Source organism: Pseudomonas sp. DE0157 (assembly GCF_007678615.1).
Taxonomy (GTDB): Bacteria; Pseudomonadota; Gammaproteobacteria; order Pseudomonadales; family Pseudomonadaceae; genus Aquipseudomonas; species Aquipseudomonas parafulva_B.
Window position 1 is genome coordinate 94,532 of sequence record NZ_VEJN01000015.1, and the last position, 19,464, is coordinate 113,995.

The following is a 19,464-nucleotide window of genomic DNA, read 5'->3' on the forward strand; positions in this document are numbered from 1 at the left end:
AGAACATGCGATGAGCACTGAAGGTGCCAAAACGGGAAGCCGCTGGCTCCCCCGCCTGATCGGCGTCCTGCTGTTGTTGATGGGGCTGGCACTGCTGGCCGGCGGCATCAAGTTGAGTCAGGTGGGCGGGTCGCTGTATTACCTGATCGCCGGCATCGGCTTTGCCGTGTCTGGCGCCCTGCTGCTGGCCCAGCGCCGTATCGGCCTGGGTGTCTACGCCGTCGTATTGTTGGGCAGTACGGTCTGGGCACTGCTCGAAGTGGGCCTGGACTGGTGGCAACTGGTGCCGCGTCTGGCCCTCTGGTTCGCCATCGGCGTGGTGCTGTTGCTGCCCTGGTCGCGCCGCCCGTTGATCGGGCCAGCCAGCAAAGCCAACACGGCGCTGCTCACCGTTGCCGTGGTGGCTTCGGGTGCCTGCGCCGTCGCCAGTCAGTTCACCCACCCCGGTGAGGTGTATGGCGAACTGGGTCGCGACACCAGCGAAATGGCCAGCACCGCCCCGGCCATGCCCGACGGCGAGTGGCATGCCTACGGCCGCACCGAGCACGGCGACCGTTACTCACCGCTGCGCCAGATCACCGCGCAAAACGCCCATCGCCTTGAAGAGGCCTGGCGTATCCGCACCGGCGATTTGCCCAGTGAGAACGACCCGGTGGAACTGACCAACGAAAACACGCCGCTCAAGGCCAACGGCATGCTCTATGCCTGCACCGCGCACAGCCGCGTGCTGGCCTTGGATCCGGATACCGGTGCTGAAATCTGGCGCTACGACCCGCAGATCAAAAGCCCGGTAGGCACCTTCAAGGGTTTCGCCCACATGACTTGCCGTGGCGTTTCGTACTATGACGAAAACCGCTACGTAAGCCTTGACGGTAGCCCTGCGCCTACTATCAGCGAGGCTGGCAAGGCCGTGGCTCAGGCCTGCCCGCGCCGTCTTTATCTGCCAACTGCCGACGCACGCCTGATCGCCATCAATGCCGACAACGGCAAGGTCTGCGAAGGCTTTGCCAACCAGGGCAGCGTCGACCTGACCACCGGCCTTGGGCCATTCACGCCAGGTGGCTACTACTCCACGTCGCCTGTGGCCATCACTCGCGATCTGGTGATCATTGGCGGTCACGTGACCGACAACGAATCGACCAGCGAGCCGTCCGGCGTGATCCGCGCCTACGACGTACACGACGGCCGCCTGGTGTGGAACTGGGACAGCAACAACCCCGACGACACCGCACCACTGGCACCGGGCAAGATGTACAGCCGCAACTCGGCCAACATGTGGTCGATTGCCAGCGTCGACGAAGACCTGGGCATGATCTACCTGCCACTGGGCAACCAGACGCCGGACCAATGGGGTGCTGACCGTACGCCAGGCGCCGAGAAATACAGCGCCGGCGTGGTCGCACTGGACCTGGCGACCGGCAAGGCACGCTGGAACTACCAGTTCACCCACCATGACCTGTGGGACATGGACGTGGGCAGCCAGCCTACCCTGGTATCGCTGAAGACCGACGATGGCGTCAAGCCAGCGGTCATCGTGCCGACCAAGCAGGGCAGCCTGTACGTGCTGGACCGTCGTGACGGTACGCCGATCGTGCCGATCCGTGAAATCCCGACGCCACAAGGCGCGGTCAAGGGCGATCACACCTCGCCAACTCAGGCCCGTTCGGACCTCAACCTGCTCGGCCCTGAGCTGACCGAACAGGCCATGTGGGGCGCCACGCCGTTCGACCAGATGCTGTGCCGCATCCAGTTCCGCGAACTGCGCTACGAAGGCCAGTACACCCCGCCGTCCGAGCAGGGCTCACTGATCTATCCAGGCAACGTAGGTGTGTTCAACTGGGGCAGTGTCTCGGTCGACCCGGTGCGCCAACTGCTGTTCACATCGCCCAACTACATGGCGTTCGTCTCCAAGATGATCCCTCGTGAGCAGGTTGCCGACGGTAGCAAGCGTGAGAGCGAGACCAGCGGCGTGCAACCGAACACCGGTGCACCTTATGCCGTGACCATGCACCCGTTCATGTCGCCGCTGGGCGTGCCGTGCCAGGCGCCTGCCTGGGGCTATGTAGCCGCCATCGACCTGTTCACCAACAAGGTGGTCTGGAAGCACAAGAACGGCACCACCCGCGACAGCACGCCGGTGCCGATCGGCCTGCCGGTTGGCGTACCCAGCATGGGCGGCTCGATCGTCACCGCCGGCGGCGTAGGCTTCCTGAGCGGTACGCTGGACCAGTACCTGCGCGCCTATGACGTCAACAACGGCAAGGAATTGTGGAAAGCCCGCCTGCCAGCAGGCGGCCAGGCCACTCCAATGACCTACACCGGCAAGGACGGCAAGCAGTACGTGCTGATCGTGGCCGGCGGTCACGGCTCGCTGGGCACCAAGATGGGCGACTACATCATCGCCTACAAACTCGCCGAGTAACCGGCACGGTGTCACAAAAAGCGGAGCCTGACGGGCTCCGCTTTTTCATGCGCGCGCGCCACTGCCCGGCAGCGGCTTGAAACCCTTCCTGCCTTGCCCCATCTAAGCACCATAGTCATTCACGCAGGTGCCCCATGAGCGACCAGCAGGATTACCCTGAACACGCCGACGATTCCAACGAAGTCGAACACACCAGTAGCCAGCCGATAACCGGCCATGCCTTGGCCCTGCCTGGACAGCAACTGCCGGACAAGGTCTATGTGATCCCCATTCACAACCGCCCATTCTTCCCGGCACAGGTGCTACCGGTCATCGTCAACGAAGAGCCGTGGGCCGAGACGCTGGACTTGGTGGCCAAGTCTCCCGACCACTGCCTGGCGCTGTTCTTCATGGACACGCCGCCTGAAGACCACCGCCATTTCGACACCAAGGCCCTCCCGGAGTACGGCACCCTGGTCAAGGTGCACCATGCCAGCCGGGAAAACGGCAAGTTGCAGTTCGTGGCCCAGGGCTTGACGCGGGTACGTATTCGGACCTGGCTCAAGCACCATCGTCCGCCCTACCTGGTTGAAGTCGATTACCCGCGCCAACCGGCCGACCCCACCGACGAGGTCAAAGCCTATGGCATGGCCCTGATCAACGCGATCAAGGAGCTGCTGCCCCTCAACCCGCTGTACAGCGAAGAGTTGAAGAACTACCTCAACCGCTTCAGTCCCAACGACCCCTCCCCGCTGACCGACTTCGCCGCCGCACTGACCTCGGCGACCGGCAGCCAGCTTCAGGAGGTGCTCGACTGCGTGCCCATGCTCAAGCGCATGGAAAAAGTGCTGCCCATGCTGCGCAAGGAAGTCGAAGTCGCTCGCCTGCAAAATGAAATTTCCGCCGAGGTGAACCGGCAGATCGGCGAGCATCAGCGCGAGTTCTTCCTCAAGGAACAACTGAAGGTCATCCAGCAGGAACTGGGGTTGACCAAGGATGATCGCAGCGCGGATCTGGAGCAGTTCGAGCAGCGGCTCGAAGGCAAGACCCTGCCGGATCAGGCACGCAAGCGCATCGATGAAGAGATGGGCAAGCTGGCGATCCTGGAAACAGGTTCGCCCGAATACGCCGTGACCCGGAACTACCTGGATTGGGCGACAGCACTGCCCTGGGGTATCTACGGCGATGACAAGCTCGACCTCAAGCACGCTCGCAAGCTGCTCGACCAGCATCATGCGGGACTGGACGATATCAAGGAACGGATCCTCGAGTTTCTGGCCGTTGGGGCATGGAAAGGCGAGATCAGTGGCTCCATTGTGCTGCTGGTAGGCCCGCCAGGCGTGGGCAAGACCAGCGTAGGCAAGTCCATCGCCGAATCGTTGGGCCGCCCATTCTATCGCTTCAGCGTGGGCGGCATGCGCGACGAAGCCGAGATCAAGGGGCATCGCCGCACCTACATCGGGGCCCAGCCCGGCAAGCTGGTACAAGCCCTGAAGGATGTGGAGGTGATGAACCCGGTCATCATGCTCGACGAAATCGACAAGATGGGACAAAGCTACCAGGGCGACCCTGCCTCGGCGCTATTGGAAACCCTGGACCCCGAGCAGAACGTCGACTTCCTCGATCATTACCTGGACCTGCGCCTGGACCTGTCCAAAGTGCTGTTCGTGTGCACCGCCAACACCCTGGACTCGATTCCGGGCCCGCTGCTTGACCGCATGGAGGTCATTCGCCTGTCCGGGTACATCACCGAAGAAAAACTGGCCATCGCCAAACGCCACCTCTGGCCCAAGCAACTGGCCAAGGCGGGCGTGGCCAAAAGCAGCCTGAGCATCACCGACAGCGCCTTGCGCCTGGTGATCGAAGGCTATGCCCGCGAAGCCGGCGTGCGACAGCTGGAAAAACAGTTGGGCAAACTAGTGCGCAAGGCCGTGGTGAAGCTGCTTGAAGACCCTACCGCCAAGCTCAAGATCGGACCAAAGGACCTTGAAGGTGCATTGGGCATGCCGGTGTTCCGCAGCGAGCAGGTGCTGGCGGGCAAGGGTGTTATCACAGGTCTTGCCTGGACGAGCATGGGCGGTGCGACCCTGCCGATCGAAGCAACGCGCATTCATACGCTCAACCGCGGTTTCAAACTGACCGGCAAGCTCGGCGACGTCATGAAGGAATCGGCTGAAATCGCGTACAGCTATGTCAGCTCCAACCTCAAACAGTTTGGTGGCGACCCGGCGTTCTTCAACGAAGCGTTCATTCACCTGCATGTGCCGGAGGGCGCCACGCCGAAGGACGGTCCGAGCGCCGGCATCACCATGGCCAGCGCGTTGCTGTCCTTGGCAAGGGATCAGGCACCGAAGAAAGGCGTGGCCATGACCGGCGAGCTGACCTTGACCGGGCAGGTACTACCCATCGGTGGGGTGCGCGAAAAGGTCATCGCGGCCCGTCGGCAGAAGATCCACGAGCTGATCCTGCCCGAACCCAATCGCGGCGATTTCGAGGAGCTGCCCGAATACCTGCGTGAAGGGTTGACGGTGCATTTCGCCAAGCGCTTTGCAGATGTCGCGAAAGTGCTTTTCTAAAGCCCAGGAACAGGGGCTGTGCCACAGCCCCTGGTTCATTCGTAACTTGGTATGACTGCCGTGGCGCTTAATCGGTTATCCTCGGGCGTTCGACAACCCGTGGAGCCCCTATGTCCACCTCACGCCTTCTTGCCCCATTGGGGCTGACCCTGCTAACCGCCTGCGCCCAACATGGGTTCGAGCCTGTCACTCTGGATGCCGACAGTGAGTGCCCGGTCTACCTTGAAAAAGGGCAGGTGTTGAACTTGACCCTACCCAGCAACCCTTCCACTGGCTACCGCTGGCGCGTGGAAGCCGCTGCCACGCCTGTGCTCGTCAGTCTCGGGCCCGAGGTCTACAGCGCGCCTGATCAGGAGGATGTGGTCGGCAACGAAGGCCTCTCGACGTGGCGCTATCAGGCCGATCAACCCGGCAAGGCGGCATTGAAGCTGGTCTACCAGCAGCCCTGGGCTACGCAGGTGGCGCCTGTGCAAACCTTCGATTGCACTGTCGTCGTGCGCTAACGCTCGGCGCTGACGTACGTGGGCGTGCCTGCTCTTACATACGCATGGTTCAGGCCAATCGGCGCCAAGCTGGCATGGCAAGATCAACCGCCATTCGATAAAATGCGCGCCCCGTTTTACCCAGCCCCGAGCCCGCCGTGACCACAGATCCCGATCGTCTTTTCGCCCAACCGTTGGCGCAGGTCCCCGACTTCGTTTTCAACGAGGATGTGGTGCGCGTGTTCCCGGACATGATCAAGCGCTCCGTGCCGGGCTACCCGACCATTGTCGAAAATGTGGGCGTACTGGCCGCGCGCTTCGCCAAGCCCGGTACGGCGCTGTATGACCTGGGCGCCTCGCTCGGTGCGGTAACGCAGGCCTTGCGCCGGCACGTGCGCGGGGAAGGTTGCCGAGTCATCGCCGTGGACAATTCCGCCGCCATGGTCGAGCGCTGCCGGGAATACCTCGCGGCCCAGGATTCGATGTTCCAGGAGTTGTTGCCTGTCGAGGTGCTGGAAGCGGACATCCTCAACCTGGCGTTCGAACCGGCCTCGGTGGTAGCGATGAACTTCACCCTGCAGTTCATCGCACCCCCTCAGCGCCTGGCGCTATTGACGCGCATCCGCCAGTCACTGCTACCCGGCGGTGCCCTGATTCTTTCGGAAAAGCTGTGCTTTGCCGACACCACCACGCAGGCACTGCTCAATGACCTGCACCTGGACTTCAAGCGTGCCAACGGCTACAGCGAACTGGAAATTGCCCAGAAACGCAGCGCCATCGATAACGTGATGAAGCCCGACACCCTGGAAACCCACCGCCAGCGCTTGCTCGATGCAGGGTTCTCGACGGTGGTGCCCTGGTTCCAATGCCTTAACTTTGCCTCGTTGATAGCCCTACCATGATCGACCTTTCTCCTCTGGCGCGCCGCCTGGCGGGCACCCCCCTGGCTGCATGGTCGCAAGGCCTGCAGGCGCAGCTCGATACCAAGCTGGAAAAAGGTCATGGCGACCTGGACCGCTGGCGCGGTGCACTGGACGCGCTTCCGGCGCTGCAACCGAGCGAAATCGACCTGGTAAATGGATTACGCCTGGACTGCGACTGCGATGACGCCAGCCGTGTGCAGATGCGCCAGGCATTGATGGGGCTGTCGCCCTGGCGCAAGGGCCCCTTCGATCTGTTTGGCGTGCACGTCGATACCGAATGGCGCTCGGACTGGAAGTGGTCGCGCGTCGCACCGCACCTGGACCTCAAGGGCAAGCGGGTACTGGATGTTGGCTGCGGTAATGGCTATTACCAGTGGCGCATGCTAGGCGCCGGCGCCGACATGGTCATCGGGATCGACCCGAACTGGTTGTTCTTCTGTCAGTTCCAGGCGGTGCAACGGTACTTGCCGGACCTGCCCGCCTGGCACCTCCCCTTCGCCCTGGAAGACCTGCCTGCCAGCCTCGAAGGCTTCGACACGGTGTTTTCGATGGGGGTGTTTTATCACCGTCGCTCGCCTATCGAGCACCTGCTGGCGCTCAAGGACTGCCTGGTAAAGGGCGGCGAGCTGGTGTTGGAAACATTGGTGATCGAAGGCGACACACAACAGGTGCTGGTGCCCGAGGACCGTTACGCGCAGATGCGCAACGTGTGGTTCCTGCCCTCGGTCCCAGCCCTGGAGCGCTGGCTGCGCCGGGCTGGGTTCAGTGATGTGCGCTGCGTGGATGTCAGTGTCACGAGTCTGGAAGAACAGCGCAGCACCGAATGGATGCGCTACCAGTCGCTCAGTGATTTCCTCGACCCCAGCGATTCAGGCAAAACCATCGAGGGCTTGCCTGCCCCGCGTCGCGCCACGCTGGTGGCGCGCAAGTAACCACTGGCTCAACGCGAGGCCGCGAGGATCAACGTCTTCATTTCTGAAACGGCGGCCTTGAAGCCCACGAACAATGCGTGGGCGACCAGTGCGTGGCCGATGTTCAGTTCGTTGATGCCCTTGATGGCCGCCACGGCCTCGACGTTATGGTAGTGCAGACCGTGACCGGCATTGACGATCAGGCCCTGCCCGATGCCAAACGCAACGCCATCGACAATGCGCTTGAGCTCCTCGGCCACTTCGGTAGGTGATTGCGCGTCGGCATAACGGCCGGTGTGCAGCTCGATGGCCGGCGCGCCCACCCGGTGCGAGGCCTCGATCTGGCGTTCGTCAGCATCGATGAACAGCGACACTTCTGCGCCGATGCGCGACAGGCGTTCGACGGCCGCCTTGATCCGCGCTTCCTGGCCTGCCACATCCAACCCACCTTCTGTGGTGAGTTCCTGACGGGTTTCAGGTACCAGGCAGATGTGTGCAGGACGGATCTTTTCGGCAAAGGCCATCATCTCTTCGGTGACGCCCATTTCGAAGTTCATGCGCGTCTGCAATACATCCTTGAGCAGCAGCACGTCGCGCTCCTGGATGTGGCGGCGATCCTCGCGCAGGTGCACGGTGATGCCGTCGGCACCCGCCTCTTCAGCATCCAGCGCCGCCTTGACAGGGTCTGGATAGCGCGTACCCCGGGCCTGGCGCAGGGTGGCCACATGATCGATGTTCACGCCGAGAAGCATGCGGTTGCTGTGAGTCACGAAAGGCTCTCCTTGGATTGAGCCCTACAGCATACGTCGTGATCAGCGCTTGCGAAACAGTTCGCGGCTGACCAGCGGCTTGCCACCCAGATGAACGGCCAAGGCCTGGCGCATCAAGCGCTTGGCCGCCAGCAAAGCACCTGGCGTTTCCCAGTCCGCCTCGGCCAGGGCCAGCAACTCGGTGCCACCGAACAGCCCAGGCTGGGACAGTTCGACCCGCTCCAGCCCAGCGTCCACGCGCAGGCGGTACAGCCCCTCGGCGGCAATGGGCTGATCAACGACATCCCTGTGCAGCGAGAAGGCGTAACCCAGCTCATCGAGCAGCCGCCATTCAAAAGCCCGCAATAGCGGCTCAAGCGGGCGGCCGGCGAGTAGGGCTTGCAAGGTTTGCGCGTAATGATCGAACAATCCAGGCGAAGGTGCCTCTGCCGGTAGCAGGCGCATGAGCAACTCATTGAGGTACAAACCGCTGAAGACAGCGTCCCCATGCAGCCAGGGTGCCATGCCGACCGTTTCCAGCCTGCCAACGTTCTTCAGCTCCCCTCGCCCGCGCAGCTCAAGCTCCAGTGGCACGAAGGGGCGCACCAGGCTGCCACCCTTGCCACGCGCACGGCGCAACACAGCACGCACGCGCCCCTGGGGTGTAAAGAAGTCCACCAGCGCGCTGGTTTCCTTATAGGCACGGCTGTGCAGCACGTAGGCTGGCTGACCGACAGGTTGTTCCATGAAATTCACCAGCCCGCATGAGGCAGACGCTGGCGAGAACGCACCGACCGGGGCGTACTCGCATCAGGCCGCGTGAGCCTTAGAGGTCGCCGTAACCCAGCGAGCGCAGGGCGCGCTCGTCATCGGACCAGCCGCCTTTGACCTTGACCCAGAGGTTGAGCATCACCTTGGCGTCGAACAGCACTTCCATGTCCTTGCGCGCGTCGGAACCGATGCGCTTGATGCGCTCACCCTTGTCGCCGATGATGATTTTCTTCTGCCCGTCGCGTTCGACCAGGATCAGTGCATGGATATGCAACACATGCCCCTGCTGCTTGAACTCCTCGATCTCGACCGTGATCTGGTAAGGCAGCTCGGCGCCCAGTTGGCGCATGATCTTTTCGCGCACCAGCTCGGCAGCCAGAAAGCGGCTGCTGCGATCGGTGATCTGATCTTCCGGGAAGAAATGCTCGTTTTCCGGCAGGTGCTTGGCAATCAGCGCTTCGAGCGACTCGAGGTTGTGGCCCTGCTGTGCGGAAATGGGCACGATCTCGGCATTGGGCAGCTGGCCTTGCAGCCACTGAAGGTGCGGAATGAGCTCGGCCTTTTCATCCATGCGGTCAGTCTTGTTCACCGCCAGGATCACCGGGCCGGTCACATACTGGACGCGCTCGAGCACCAACTGGTCCTCATCCGTCCAGCGGGTGCGGTCCACCACGAAGATCACCACATCGACGTCCTTCAAGGCCGCCGAGGCGTTGCGATTCATGTAGCGGTTCAGGGCCTTGTCGTTGGCTTTGTGCATGCCGGGGGTATCGACGTAGATGGCCTGCACCTGGCCTTCGGTCTTGATGCCAAGCATGTTGTGGCGCGTGGTCTGTGGCTTGCGCGAGGTGATGGCCAGCTTCTGACCGAGGATGTGGTTCAACAGGGTCGACTTGCCGACGTTGGGGCGACCGACAATGGCGACGTAGCCGCAACGGGTAGTGGTGTTCTCAGTCATTGCCATTCTCCACGCCCAGGGCGATCAATGCGGACGCAGCGGCTACCTGCTCGGCGATACGCCGGCTGACACCCTGGCCACGACTCTTGTTATTCAGCAGCGCCACTTCGCATTCGACGAAGAACGTACGGCAGTGAGGTTCGCCCTGGATATCCACCACTTCGTAACGCGGCAGCTCGCAACTGCGCGATTGCAGGAACTCCTGCAGGCGCGTTTTAGGATCTTTGTTGGTATCGACCAAGGTCAGCCCTTCGAACTCGTTGGCCAGCCAGGCAAGCACGCGCTCGCGGGCCGTGTCCATGTCGGCGTCCAGGTAGATGGCCCCGATCAAGGCCTCCAGCGCATCGGCCAGAATGGACTCGCGGCGAAAGCCCCCGCTCTTGAGCTCGCCGGAACCCAGGCGCAGGTATTCGCCCAGGTCGAACCCGCGGGCCAGACGGGCCAGGGTCTCGCCCTTGACCAGGCGGGCGCGCAGCCGTGACAGCTGCCCTTCACGGGCCTGAGGGAAGCGCTCGAACAGCGCCTCGCCGGCGACGAAGTTGAGAATGGCGTCACCGAGGAATTCCAGACGCTCGTTATTGCGTCCGGCATAGCTTCGGTGGGTCAACGCCAGGAGCATCTGGTCCTGGTCCTTGAAGGTGTAACCGAGCTTTCGCTCCAGGCGGGTAAGGGAAGCAGTCATGCGGCCACCCGATCGTTGTTAAACGCGTTGTTCAAATCAGCATCCTGAAAGACGGTTTGGCCATGGTCACCGCACGCTGGGCGGCGAATCTCCCATCCCTGAGACACAGCCTATGTCAGAAAAGCATTCGGCGCTGTATGGACAGCGCCGAAGGGTATCAATGGATCAGTCCGACCCGCGACAAGTTAGGCAGGTGGCTGAGTTTCGGCTCAGGCCAGCTCATCCATACGGCGAAGGCCTTGCCGACGATGTTGCGGTCCGGAACCATGCCGTGCAGTTCCTTGGGAATATTGGGGTCATCCCAGTAGCGGCTGTCGTTGGAGTTGTCGCGGTTGTCGCCCATCATGAAGTAATGGCCGGCTGGTACCGTCCATTGCTGGTCCGGCGGCATGCGATAACGGCTCATCTCCTTGCGAATCAGGTGCTCTGCAGCACCGAGCTTCTCCTTGTACAGCTGAGCGCTGCCCAGGGTCCCAGGCTCGGTACCCACCAGTTGCTCGGCGACCCGCTGACCGTTGACAAACAACTGCTTGTCGTTGGTGTAGCGGATCTGGTCACCGGGCAAGCCGACGACGCGCTTGATGTAGTTGACGTTCGGGTCGCTGGGATAGCGGAACACCATGACGTCGCCGCGCTGCGGGTCGCCCACCTCGATGACTTTCTTGTCGATCACCGGCAAGCGGATGCCGTAGGAGAACTTGTTCACCAGGATGAAGTCACCCACTTCCAGCGTGGGTTTCATCGACCCCGACGGAATCTGGAACGGTTCGACCAGGAACGAGCGCAGCACCAGCACGATGAACAGCACCGGGAAGAACGACTTGCCGTATTCGACCAGCAAGGGTTCCTTGTTCAAGCGCTCGACCACCGCCGGTTCCGGCTGGCTGACACTGCCCTGGTAATTGGCGATCGCCGCACGTCGGCGCGGCGCCAGGAACAAAAGGTCGATCAGGCCCAACAGACCGCACACGAACACGGCAATGACGAGCAACAGCGGGAAATTTAGCGACATAGGACCTAACTATCCAACCTGAGCACGGCGAGGAAGGCTTCTTGTGGAATTTCCACGTTGCCCACCTGTTTCATGCGTTTCTTACCGGCCTTCTGCTTCTCGAGCAGCTTCTTCTTACGGCTGACGTCGCCGCCATAACATTTGGCCAGTACGTTCTTTCTGAGCGCCTTGACAGTGGTACGCGCGATGATCTGGCCACCAATGGCTGCCTGGATCGCCACATCGAACATCTGCCGCGGGATCAGCTCCTTCATTTTCTCGGTCAACGCGCGGCCTTTGTAGGCAGCGTTGTCGCGGTGCACGATCAATGCCAGGGCATCGACCTTGTCGCCGTTGATCAACACATCCAGCTTGACCAGGTTGGCCGACTGGTAACGATCGAAGTGATAGTCCAGCGAAGCATAGCCACGGCTGGTGGACTTCAAGCGGTCGAAGAAGTCCAGTACCACTTCGTTCATCGGCATGTCGTAGCGCACTTGCACCTGGCTGCCCAGGAACTGCATGTCGCGCTGAACGCCACGCTTCTCGATACACAAGGTGATCACGTTACCCAGGTGTTCTTGCGGCACCAGGATGGTCGCGGTCACGATCGGCTCGCGGAAGTCGGTGACCGACGAGACGTCTGGGAGCTTCGACGGGTTGTCGACGACAATGGTTTCACCCGTCTTGAGTTCCAGCTCGTAGATCACGCTGGGCGCGGTGGTGATCAGGTCCAGGTCGTATTCGCGCTCCAGGCGCTCCTGGATGATCTCCATGTGCAGCATGCCCAGGAACCCGCAGCGGAAGCCAAAGCCCAGGGCGTCGGAGCTTTCGGGCATGTACTGCAGGGACGAATCGTTGAGGGTCAGCTTCTGCAGGGCATCGCGGAAGTCTTCGAAGTCATCGGAACTGACCGGGAACAGGCCGGCGTATACCTGCGGCTGGATCTTCTTGAACCCAGGCAGCACTTCGACTTCCGGAGTGGACGACAGGGTCAGGGTATCGCCAACCGGGGCACCGTGGATGTCCTTGATGCTGGCAATGATGAAGCCTACTTCGCCGGCCTTGAGGTCGGCGGTCTGGGTGTGCTTGGGCGTGAATACGCCCACGCTGTCGACCAGGTGCAGCTTGCCGGTGGACTTGACCAGAATCTTGTCGCCTTTCTTGACGCGACCGTGGCGCACGCGCACCAGCGAGACCACCCCCAGGTAGTTATCGAACCAGGAGTCGATGATCAGGGCTTGCAGCGGCGCGTCGATATCGCCAGTCGGGGCGGGAATGGTATGCACCAGGCGCTCGAGCACCTCGTCCACCCCCATGCCGCTCTTGGCACTGCAGGCCACAGCGTCGGTGGCATCGATGCCGATGATCTTCTCGATTTCGTCCTTGACGCGATCGGGATCGGCCTGTGGCAGGTCCATCTTGTTCAGGACCGGCATGACTTCCAGGCCTTGCTCGATGGCCGTGTAGCAGTTGGCGACGGACTGAGCCTCGACGCCCTGACCGGCATCGACCACCAGCAACGCCCCTTCGCACGCCGCCAGCGAGCGCGAGACTTCATAGGTGAAGTCGACGTGGCCGGGGGTATCGATGAAGTTGAGCTGGTAGACCTTGCCGTCCTGGGCCTTGTAGTTGAGCGTGACGCTGTGGGCCTTGATGGTGATCCCGCGTTCGCGCTCCAGGTCCATGGAGTCGAGCACCTGGGCTTCCATTTCGCGCGCTGTCAGGCCACCGCACAGTTGAATGAAACGGTCGGCCAGCGTCGACTTGCCATGGTCGATGTGGGCGATGATGGAGAAATTGCGGATATGACTCAAATCACTCACGGGTCAACACTCGGAAAAGGCTGCGAGCCGGACGCCCGCCGAAAAATAGCCGGCAATTGTACCTGAAGCTGCCAGGATGTGGGAGATTCCTCTGCCCGGCCGTCACCTGCAGCTTGGCAGGGGAGTCTCACTGCACATGAAAAAGGGCAGCTGTCGCTGCCCTCCTCCCGTATCCGCCGCGCTTACTCGGCGAGCTTGAAGGTAATGAAGCTGGCGCGCCCCTGGCGCAACACGCGCATGGACACAGAGCGGTTCTTCGGCAGTTCCTTGGCGATCTGCGTGAATTCCTTGGCCGAACCGATGGCCTGGTTGTTCAGGTGACTGATGACGTCACCCGGACGCAGGCCGATCATCGCGGCCGGACCATCCTGCACTTCCTTGATGACCACGCCGCCCTTGAGCTCCAGGGACTTCTTCTGCTCGGCAGTAAGGTCGGCCACCGAGACGCCCAGGCGATTGCTGCTGCGCTCGACATTGCTGTCGCCGGCACCGGCACCGATGTCGGCATCGTCGTCTGGCAGTGCGCCAACGCTGACATCGAGGGTTTGACGCTTACCGTTGCGAATGATGTCCAACTTGGCCTTGGCACCATCCTTCAAGCCACCTACCAGGTGCGGCAGGTCGGCCGACATGATGATTGGCTGGCCATTCATGCTCAGGATGACATCACCGACCTGCAGGCCGCCTTTGGCAGCAGGCCCATTTTCAAGCACCTGGGCGACCAGCGCACCGGCCGGTTTGTCCAGGCCGAAGGATTCAGCCAGGTCCTTGTTGACCTCCTGGATGACAACGCCCAGCCAGCCGCGGCTGACCTTGCCGTCCTTCTTCAACTGATTCGAGACATCGATGGCCACGTCGATCGGGATCGCGAACGACAGGCCCATGAAGCCACCGGAGCGCGTGAAGATCTGCGAGTTGATCCCCACCACTTCGCCGTTCATGTTGAACAGCGGCCCCCCGGAGTTACCCGGGTTGATCGCAACGTCGGTCTGGATGAATGGTACGTAGGTGTCGTTAGGCAGCGTGCGGCCTTTGGCACTGACGATACCTTTGGTCACCGAGTGGTCGAAACCGAACGGCGAACCGATGGCCAATACCCATTCGCCGACCTTGAGCTTTTCCGAATCCCCCAGCTTGACGGTAGGCAGGTTCTTGCCCTCCACCTTCAGCAGCGCGACGTCGGTGCGCGGGTCGGTACCGACCAGCTTGGCTTGCAACTCGCTACGGTCGGACAGGCGCACGATGATTTCGTCGGCGTCGGCGATTACATGGTTATTGGTCAGCACATAGCCGTCGCTGGAGATGATGAAGCCCGAGCCCAGTGACTGCGCTTCACGCTGGCGATCACCACGCGGCGCACGCGGTTGCTGCGGAAGGTTGCGCTCGAAGAATTCGCGGAACATTGGCGGCAGGCCTTCAAGATCCGGCATTTGACCCGCAGCGATGCGACGGTCCGGAAGCTTCTGCTTGGTACTGATGTTCACGACCGCAGGCGAGGCTTGCTCGACCAGTGTCGTGAAATCCGGCAAGGCTTCTTCAGCCTGGACCGTCAGCACTTGCCCGAGCATCAGCACGGCCGCGAAGAACGATAGATAGGGTTTCAAGCGAGGTATTGACATACGGCTCCCGTCACAACGAGCGGTAATTAAAAAACGACCCTGCACAACGCAGCAATGGCCAGGCTCCCAGAAGCCTGACCTATAGAAAATTTGCCGTCAGATTGCAAATGACAATGCTTTAATTTCATTTCAAAAAGCCACGCTCTGCACAAGAACGCTCGCCATCAGCCTTCGATCAATGACTCGCCTGGGCGTCTTGAGGGCGCATCGACAAGGCGACGCGTTCGGCCGTGCCGAGCGGGATCTCGCCAACAACGGTCACCATCATCTGGCCCTTGGGTGTACTCAGACGCCGCGATACCGCCGATGTCGGGCCCAACTGGGTACGCACATCGGCGCCAGCCTCGCCTTTCACAGGCTCGATGAAAACAGAGAACCGCGCCAGACCGTCGTCATACATCAAGGTGCTGACCGGGCCACCCTGCCCAGGTTCGCGGCGGATGGTGCTATTGACCACTTCAAACCCCGAAGGCAGCCAATCGGAACGCCACCCAGACACAGCCCCGCCGGCAGGGGCTGCCGCCACCACGGGCTTGCAGGCGGAACTGGGGCGCAGATCGTCGTCGGTTGGCACACGCGCTTCGAGCCGCGTCATCTGGAAGCGCTCCAGCAACTGACCTTTCTCGTTGAGCATCAGCGAGCGCAGCGGCAAGCCCGTCACACGGTCCAGGTGCAGTTCGTAGCCATAGCGGTGCTGATCACGCGGCGAGAGTGACACGACCACCGCGTCCCGGCCTGCAACGCGAGATTTGCCGGACACGGACAGGTCATACCAACTCATGAGCTTGAGGGGGTCAAGGCGGCGTGGCGCACTGTCGGGCGGCGCCGAGATACCCTCGGCAAGCCCGCCACTGACGCACTGTACCTTGCCATCGACGCGCACGATTTCCTGGGCGGTGCCATCGAGCTGCAGCAGCCGCTCGCTGACCTTGCCCTCTTGGACACGGTGCCAGATATCGTGGGTTGAAAAGCTGCCGTTGCGTTCGTAAACGAAGGCGCCCAGGTAGCTCTGTCGTTGCTCGGCCTGTGCCAGCTTGTTCAGCCACTCGTTCGCCTCGGGCGAAGAATTGGCTGCCAATGCTGGCACCGTCATGCAGCTGCCGAGCAGCAGCGACAGGAGAGGTAGCGCGCGCATGAGCCTCCCTAATTAGCGGTTTTCCAGGCTGGCGGCGCGGGCGTAAGGCAAGGCGGTTTCAGAACCCTTCAGAGCGGACTCCTGGGCATGTTGACGCAGGTAACCTGGCAGGCGCTGATCCCAGCCAGCCTGGTTCTGCAGCACGCCGTTGGCCATTGGGCCGGTCGGCTGATCACTGCTTTCGCTGTAGCCGGCCAGCACGGCAGGGCCTTGGGCCTGAGGCACGGTCACACCCTGCTGAACAGGCTGCTGGGCAGCCAGCTGAGCACCGGTGATATCGTCCTGGTTGTACAGGCGCACACCTGCCAGTACGGCGAGGGTAACCGACGCGGCAACGGCCACACGGCTTACAGTGCGCCATGGGCCTTGCTTGGCCTTGGCAGGTACGGCCTCATCGGCCAGTGCCGCGGATACCGCCGAGGCGATGTCCAGGTTAGGCAGCAGCAGCTCCTTGTGCATGGCTGCGCGGGCTACCTGGTAACGCGACCAGGTGGCACGGGTTTCGGCATCGTCGACGGCGTTCAATACCCGACGCAATTCCAGTTGGTCCGCTTCGTTATCCATTACCGCGGACAGCGATTCCTGCAAAGCTTCACGACTCATGGCGGTTCCTCTTTTGGCTGTAGCCGCTGTCTCAGGTTTCCTGCAGCAAAGGCTGCAAGGCTTTGTCAATGGCCTCCCGAGCGCGGAAGATCCGAGAGCGCACGGTACCCACTGGACATTGCATGACGCTGGCAATGTCTTCGTAACTCAGGCCATCGAACTCTCGCAGGGTCAGCGCCGTACGCAAGTCTTCTGGCAGTTGCTGAATGGTGCGATGGACAGTGCCTTCGATCTCATCCCGCAACAACGAGCGCTCCGGGGACTCAAGATCCTTGAGGCCATGATCGCCGTCGTAAAACTCCGCATCCTCGGAGCTCACATCGCTGTCTGGCGGCCGTCTTCCACGGGACACCAGGTAGTTCTTCGCCGTGTTGATGGCGATGCGGTACAGCCACGTGTAAAACGCACTGTCACCGCGGAAATTACCAAGCGCACGGTACGCCTTGATGAACGCTTCCTGTGCTACGTCCTGGGCTTCGTGGGTGTCATGGACAAACCGCACGATCAACCCGAGAATCTTGTGCTGGTACTTCAGCACCAATAGATCGAAAGCTCGCCTGTCGCCGCGCTGTACGCGCTCGACCAGTTGCTGATCTTCTTCCTGGGTTAGCATGAACACTCCTCGGTGAACTCGAAGGAGTGTTGCAGCGGCCATTGCTCAGGCTTGCAACCATAGACTCGGGCTTTGCGCAAAAGTTCTCCCCTCCAAGCAAGTTTCCTGCAGACCTTGAGCGGCGTGCACGGAAGACGCGGTACGGCAGCAGCCGACAACGTCGATAATCAGGTTACGAATACGCAGGTGAGCCCAATGTCGAGCTACCGCCCTGCGTCGCCGCGGCAAATTGTTGGCGTGCGGGCAGCCTTCATAGGATTTCCAGGCACGCTGGAAAGTTCCCACAATGCCTGCCGTTACCGGGCGAGCGGCATGGAAAAGGGCCACCCGAGGCTGCTATAAAGGCTACCCGGCCAGTAAACGATAGTTTCACAATGCCATCGACGCGTGGCTATTGTGCCGTGCCCCTTCCGAAGATTACTAGTGTCCTGACATGAGCCAACAATTCCAACATGATGTCTTGGTTATCGGCAGCGGCGCAGCGGGCCTTAGCCTGGCCCTGAACCTGCCTGCGAATCTGCGCATTGCGGTGCTGAGCAAAGGTGACCTGGCCAGCGGCTCGACCTATTGGGCCCAAGGGGGCGTAGCGGCGGTGCTCGATGGCGCCGACACGATTCAGTCTCATGTAGAGGACACCCTCAATGCCGGTGGCGGCCTGTGCCACGAAGACGCCGTTCGCTTTACCGTTGAGCACAGCCGCGAAGCCATCGAGTGGCTGATCGAGCAAGGTGTGCCGTTCACCCGGGACGAGCCCCACGGCGTGGTCGACGCAGGCTTCGAATTTCATCTAACGCGTGAAGGTGGCCATAGCCACCGGCGCATCATCCATGCCGCCGATGCCACGGGCGCGGCCATCTTCAACACCTTGCTGGCCCAGGCCAGGCAGCGCCCGAACATAGAGCTGCTGGAGCAGCGTGTGGCCGTGGACCTGATCACCGAGCGGCGCCTGGGCCTGGACGGCGAGCGCTGCCTGGGCGCCTACGTGCTGGACCGCAACACGGGCCAGGTGGACACGTTCGGTGCGCGGTTCACGGTGCTGGCCACGGGGGGTGCGGCGAAAGTGTACTTGTACACCAGCAACCCGGATGGCGCGTGCGGCGATGGTATCGCCATGGCCTGGCGGGCCGGCTGCAGGGTCGCAAACCTTGAATTCAACCAGTTCCACCCTACGTGCCTTTATCACCCGCAGGCCAAGAGCTTTTTGATCACCGAGGCCCTGCGTGGCGAAGGCGCCCTGCTTCGCCTGCCCAACGGCGAGCGCTTCATGCCCCGCTTCGACCCGCGCGAGGAGCTTGCCCCGCGCGACATCGTGGCGCGGGCGATCGACCATGAAATGAAGCGCCTGGGGGTGGACTGTGTCTACCTGGATATCTCGCACAAGCCTGTCGAGTTCATCAAGAGCCACTTCCCCACCGTTTACGAGCGGTGCCTGAGCTTTGGCATCGACATCACGCGCCAGCCAATACCTGTCGTGCCGGCAGCGCATTACACCTGTGGTGGCGTCATGGTGGACGACAGAGGACACACGGATGTGCCGGGGCTGTATGCGATTGGCGAAACCAGCTTCACGGGGCTGCATGGCGCCAATCGCATGGCCAGCAACTCGCTGCTGGAGTGCTTCGTCTACGGCCGGGCGGCGGCGACCGACATCCAGGCGAACCTCGAAAATGTGGGCATGCCTAAGGCCTTGCCGGGATGGGACGCCAGCCAGGTCACGGACTCGGACGAGGATGTGATCATCGCGCATAACTGGGATGAGCTACGGCGCTTCATGTGGGATTACGTGGGGATCGTGCGGACCAGCAAGCGGTTGCAACGGGCCCAGCATCGCGTGCGGTTGTTGCTGGATGAAATCGATGAGTTCTACAGCAACTACAAGGTCAGTCGGGATTTGATCGAGTTGCGCAATTTGGCGCAGGTGGCGGAGTTGATGATTCGCTCGGCGATGCAGCGCAAGGAGAGCCGTGGCTTGCATTACACGCTGGATTATCCGGCGATGCTTGGTGAGGCCAGGGATACGGTGCTTCAGCCCGATTGAATAGAGGAGAACCAGGGACTGCTGAAGCGGTTTTGACCTTGATCTTGATCTTGATCTTGATCTTGCTTTGGCTTTTGATCTTCGCGACTTCAGAAGGCCGAATGCAGGGCTTGCGGAGGGAGGTGACAGGCATGGATGCCTGTCAAGCGCTGGGCCCCAGGATGGGGCCTACAGCGCGGTCCTCCC

Annotated in this window: 16 protein-coding genes; 6 read left to right on the plus strand and 10 right to left on the minus strand. The window is 61.7% G+C overall.

All coding sequences use genetic code 11. The features are described 5' to 3' along the window. Positions 1-10 precede the first annotated feature (10 nt). The 5 genes from FS777_RS17405 (at position 11) to cmoB (ending at position 7,314) form a co-directional block, all read left to right on the plus strand. Positions 11-2,422 (plus strand): glucose/quinate/shikimate family membrane-bound PQQ-dependent dehydrogenase, encoded by a 2,412-nt coding sequence (locus FS777_RS17405; RefSeq protein WP_145256661.1) that lies wholly within the window; start codon positions 11-13, stop codon positions 2,420-2,422. A gap of 134 nt (positions 2,423-2,556) precedes the next feature. After that, positions 2,557-4,977 (plus strand): endopeptidase La, encoded by a 2,421-nt coding sequence (lon, locus tag FS777_RS17410; protein ID WP_058605200.1) that lies wholly within the window; start codon positions 2,557-2,559, stop codon positions 4,975-4,977. A gap of 110 nt (positions 4,978-5,087) precedes the next feature. After that, positions 5,088-5,480, plus strand: a complete 393-nt coding sequence (locus tag FS777_RS17415) for a protease inhibitor I42 family protein (protein ID WP_058639310.1) — start codon at positions 5,088-5,090, stop codon at positions 5,478-5,480. 137 nt (positions 5,481-5,617) lie between these two features. Then, the gene (gene cmoA / locus FS777_RS17420; RefSeq protein ID WP_078478085.1) at positions 5,618-6,361 is read left to right on the plus strand and encodes a carboxy-S-adenosyl-L-methionine synthase CmoA; all 744 of its coding nucleotides are present in this window, start codon (positions 5,618-5,620) and stop codon (positions 6,359-6,361) included. Next, positions 6,358-7,314, plus strand: a complete 957-nt coding sequence (gene cmoB, locus FS777_RS17425; protein ID WP_078478084.1) for a tRNA 5-methoxyuridine(34)/uridine 5-oxyacetic acid(34) synthase CmoB — start codon at positions 6,358-6,360, stop codon at positions 7,312-7,314. The genes cmoA and cmoB overlap by 4 nt, the downstream gene beginning before the upstream one ends. A gap of 8 nt (positions 7,315-7,322) precedes the next feature. On the opposite strand, the gene pdxJ is transcribed toward cmoB, so the two are convergent. The 10 genes from pdxJ to rpoE all read right to left on the minus strand — a co-directional run bounded on the left by pdxJ (position 7,323) and on the right by rpoE (position 17,240). After that, complete coding sequence (gene pdxJ / locus FS777_RS17430; RefSeq protein WP_230377170.1) at positions 7,323-8,045, minus strand: pyridoxine 5'-phosphate synthase; 723 nt, start codon at positions 8,043-8,045, stop codon at positions 7,323-7,325. 60 nt (positions 8,046-8,105) lie between these two features. Further along, entirely contained in the window at positions 8,106-8,789 is a 684-nt protein-coding gene (recO, locus tag FS777_RS17435) for a DNA repair protein RecO (protein WP_058639314.1), read from the minus strand. 79 nt (positions 8,790-8,868) lie between these two features. Then, the gene (gene era / locus FS777_RS17440; protein WP_058605208.1) at positions 8,869-9,771 is read right to left on the minus strand and encodes a GTPase Era; all 903 of its coding nucleotides are present in this window, start codon (positions 9,769-9,771) and stop codon (positions 8,869-8,871) included. Next, positions 9,764-10,453, minus strand: a complete 690-nt coding sequence (gene rnc, locus FS777_RS17445; RefSeq protein WP_078478083.1) for a ribonuclease III — start codon at positions 10,451-10,453, stop codon at positions 9,764-9,766. The genes era and rnc overlap by 8 nt, the downstream gene beginning before the upstream one ends. A 157-nt stretch (positions 10,454-10,610) precedes the next feature. Continuing rightward, complete coding sequence (lepB, locus tag FS777_RS17450; RefSeq protein ID WP_058605209.1) at positions 10,611-11,465, minus strand: signal peptidase I; 855 nt, start codon at positions 11,463-11,465, stop codon at positions 10,611-10,613. A gap of 5 nt (positions 11,466-11,470) precedes the next feature. Then, positions 11,471-13,270: a translation elongation factor 4 gene (lepA, locus tag FS777_RS17455; protein WP_058639316.1), complete on the minus strand. Its 1,800-nt coding sequence runs from the start codon at positions 13,268-13,270 to the stop codon at positions 11,471-11,473. A 182-nt stretch (positions 13,271-13,452) separates the two neighbouring features. Next, positions 13,453-14,838 (minus strand): DegQ family serine endoprotease, encoded by a 1,386-nt coding sequence (locus FS777_RS17460; protein ID WP_372239223.1) that lies wholly within the window; start codon positions 14,836-14,838, stop codon positions 13,453-13,455. Positions 14,839-15,064: 226 nt separating this feature from the next. After that, positions 15,065-16,024: a MucB/RseB C-terminal domain-containing protein gene (locus FS777_RS17465; RefSeq protein ID WP_058639318.1), complete on the minus strand. Its 960-nt coding sequence runs from the start codon at positions 16,022-16,024 to the stop codon at positions 15,065-15,067. A gap of 12 nt (positions 16,025-16,036) precedes the next feature. Next, a complete protein-coding gene (locus tag FS777_RS17470; protein WP_023535291.1) occupies positions 16,037-16,627 on the minus strand; it encodes a sigma-E factor negative regulatory protein in 591 nt (196 codons plus the stop codon). Positions 16,628-16,658: 31 nt separating this feature from the next. Continuing rightward, positions 16,659-17,240 carry an RNA polymerase sigma factor RpoE gene (gene rpoE / locus FS777_RS17475; protein WP_003252049.1) on the minus strand — a complete coding sequence of 194 codons (582 nt, stop codon included), beginning with the start codon at positions 17,238-17,240 and terminating at the stop codon, positions 16,659-16,661. 433 nt (positions 17,241-17,673) lie between these two features. Here rpoE and nadB point away from each other — a divergent pair, with 433 nt between their 5' ends. After that, positions 17,674-19,278 carry an L-aspartate oxidase gene (gene nadB, locus FS777_RS17480; protein ID WP_145256664.1) on the plus strand — a complete coding sequence of 535 codons (1,605 nt, stop codon included), beginning with the start codon at positions 17,674-17,676 and terminating at the stop codon, positions 19,276-19,278. Positions 19,279-19,464: the final 186 nt, after the last annotated feature.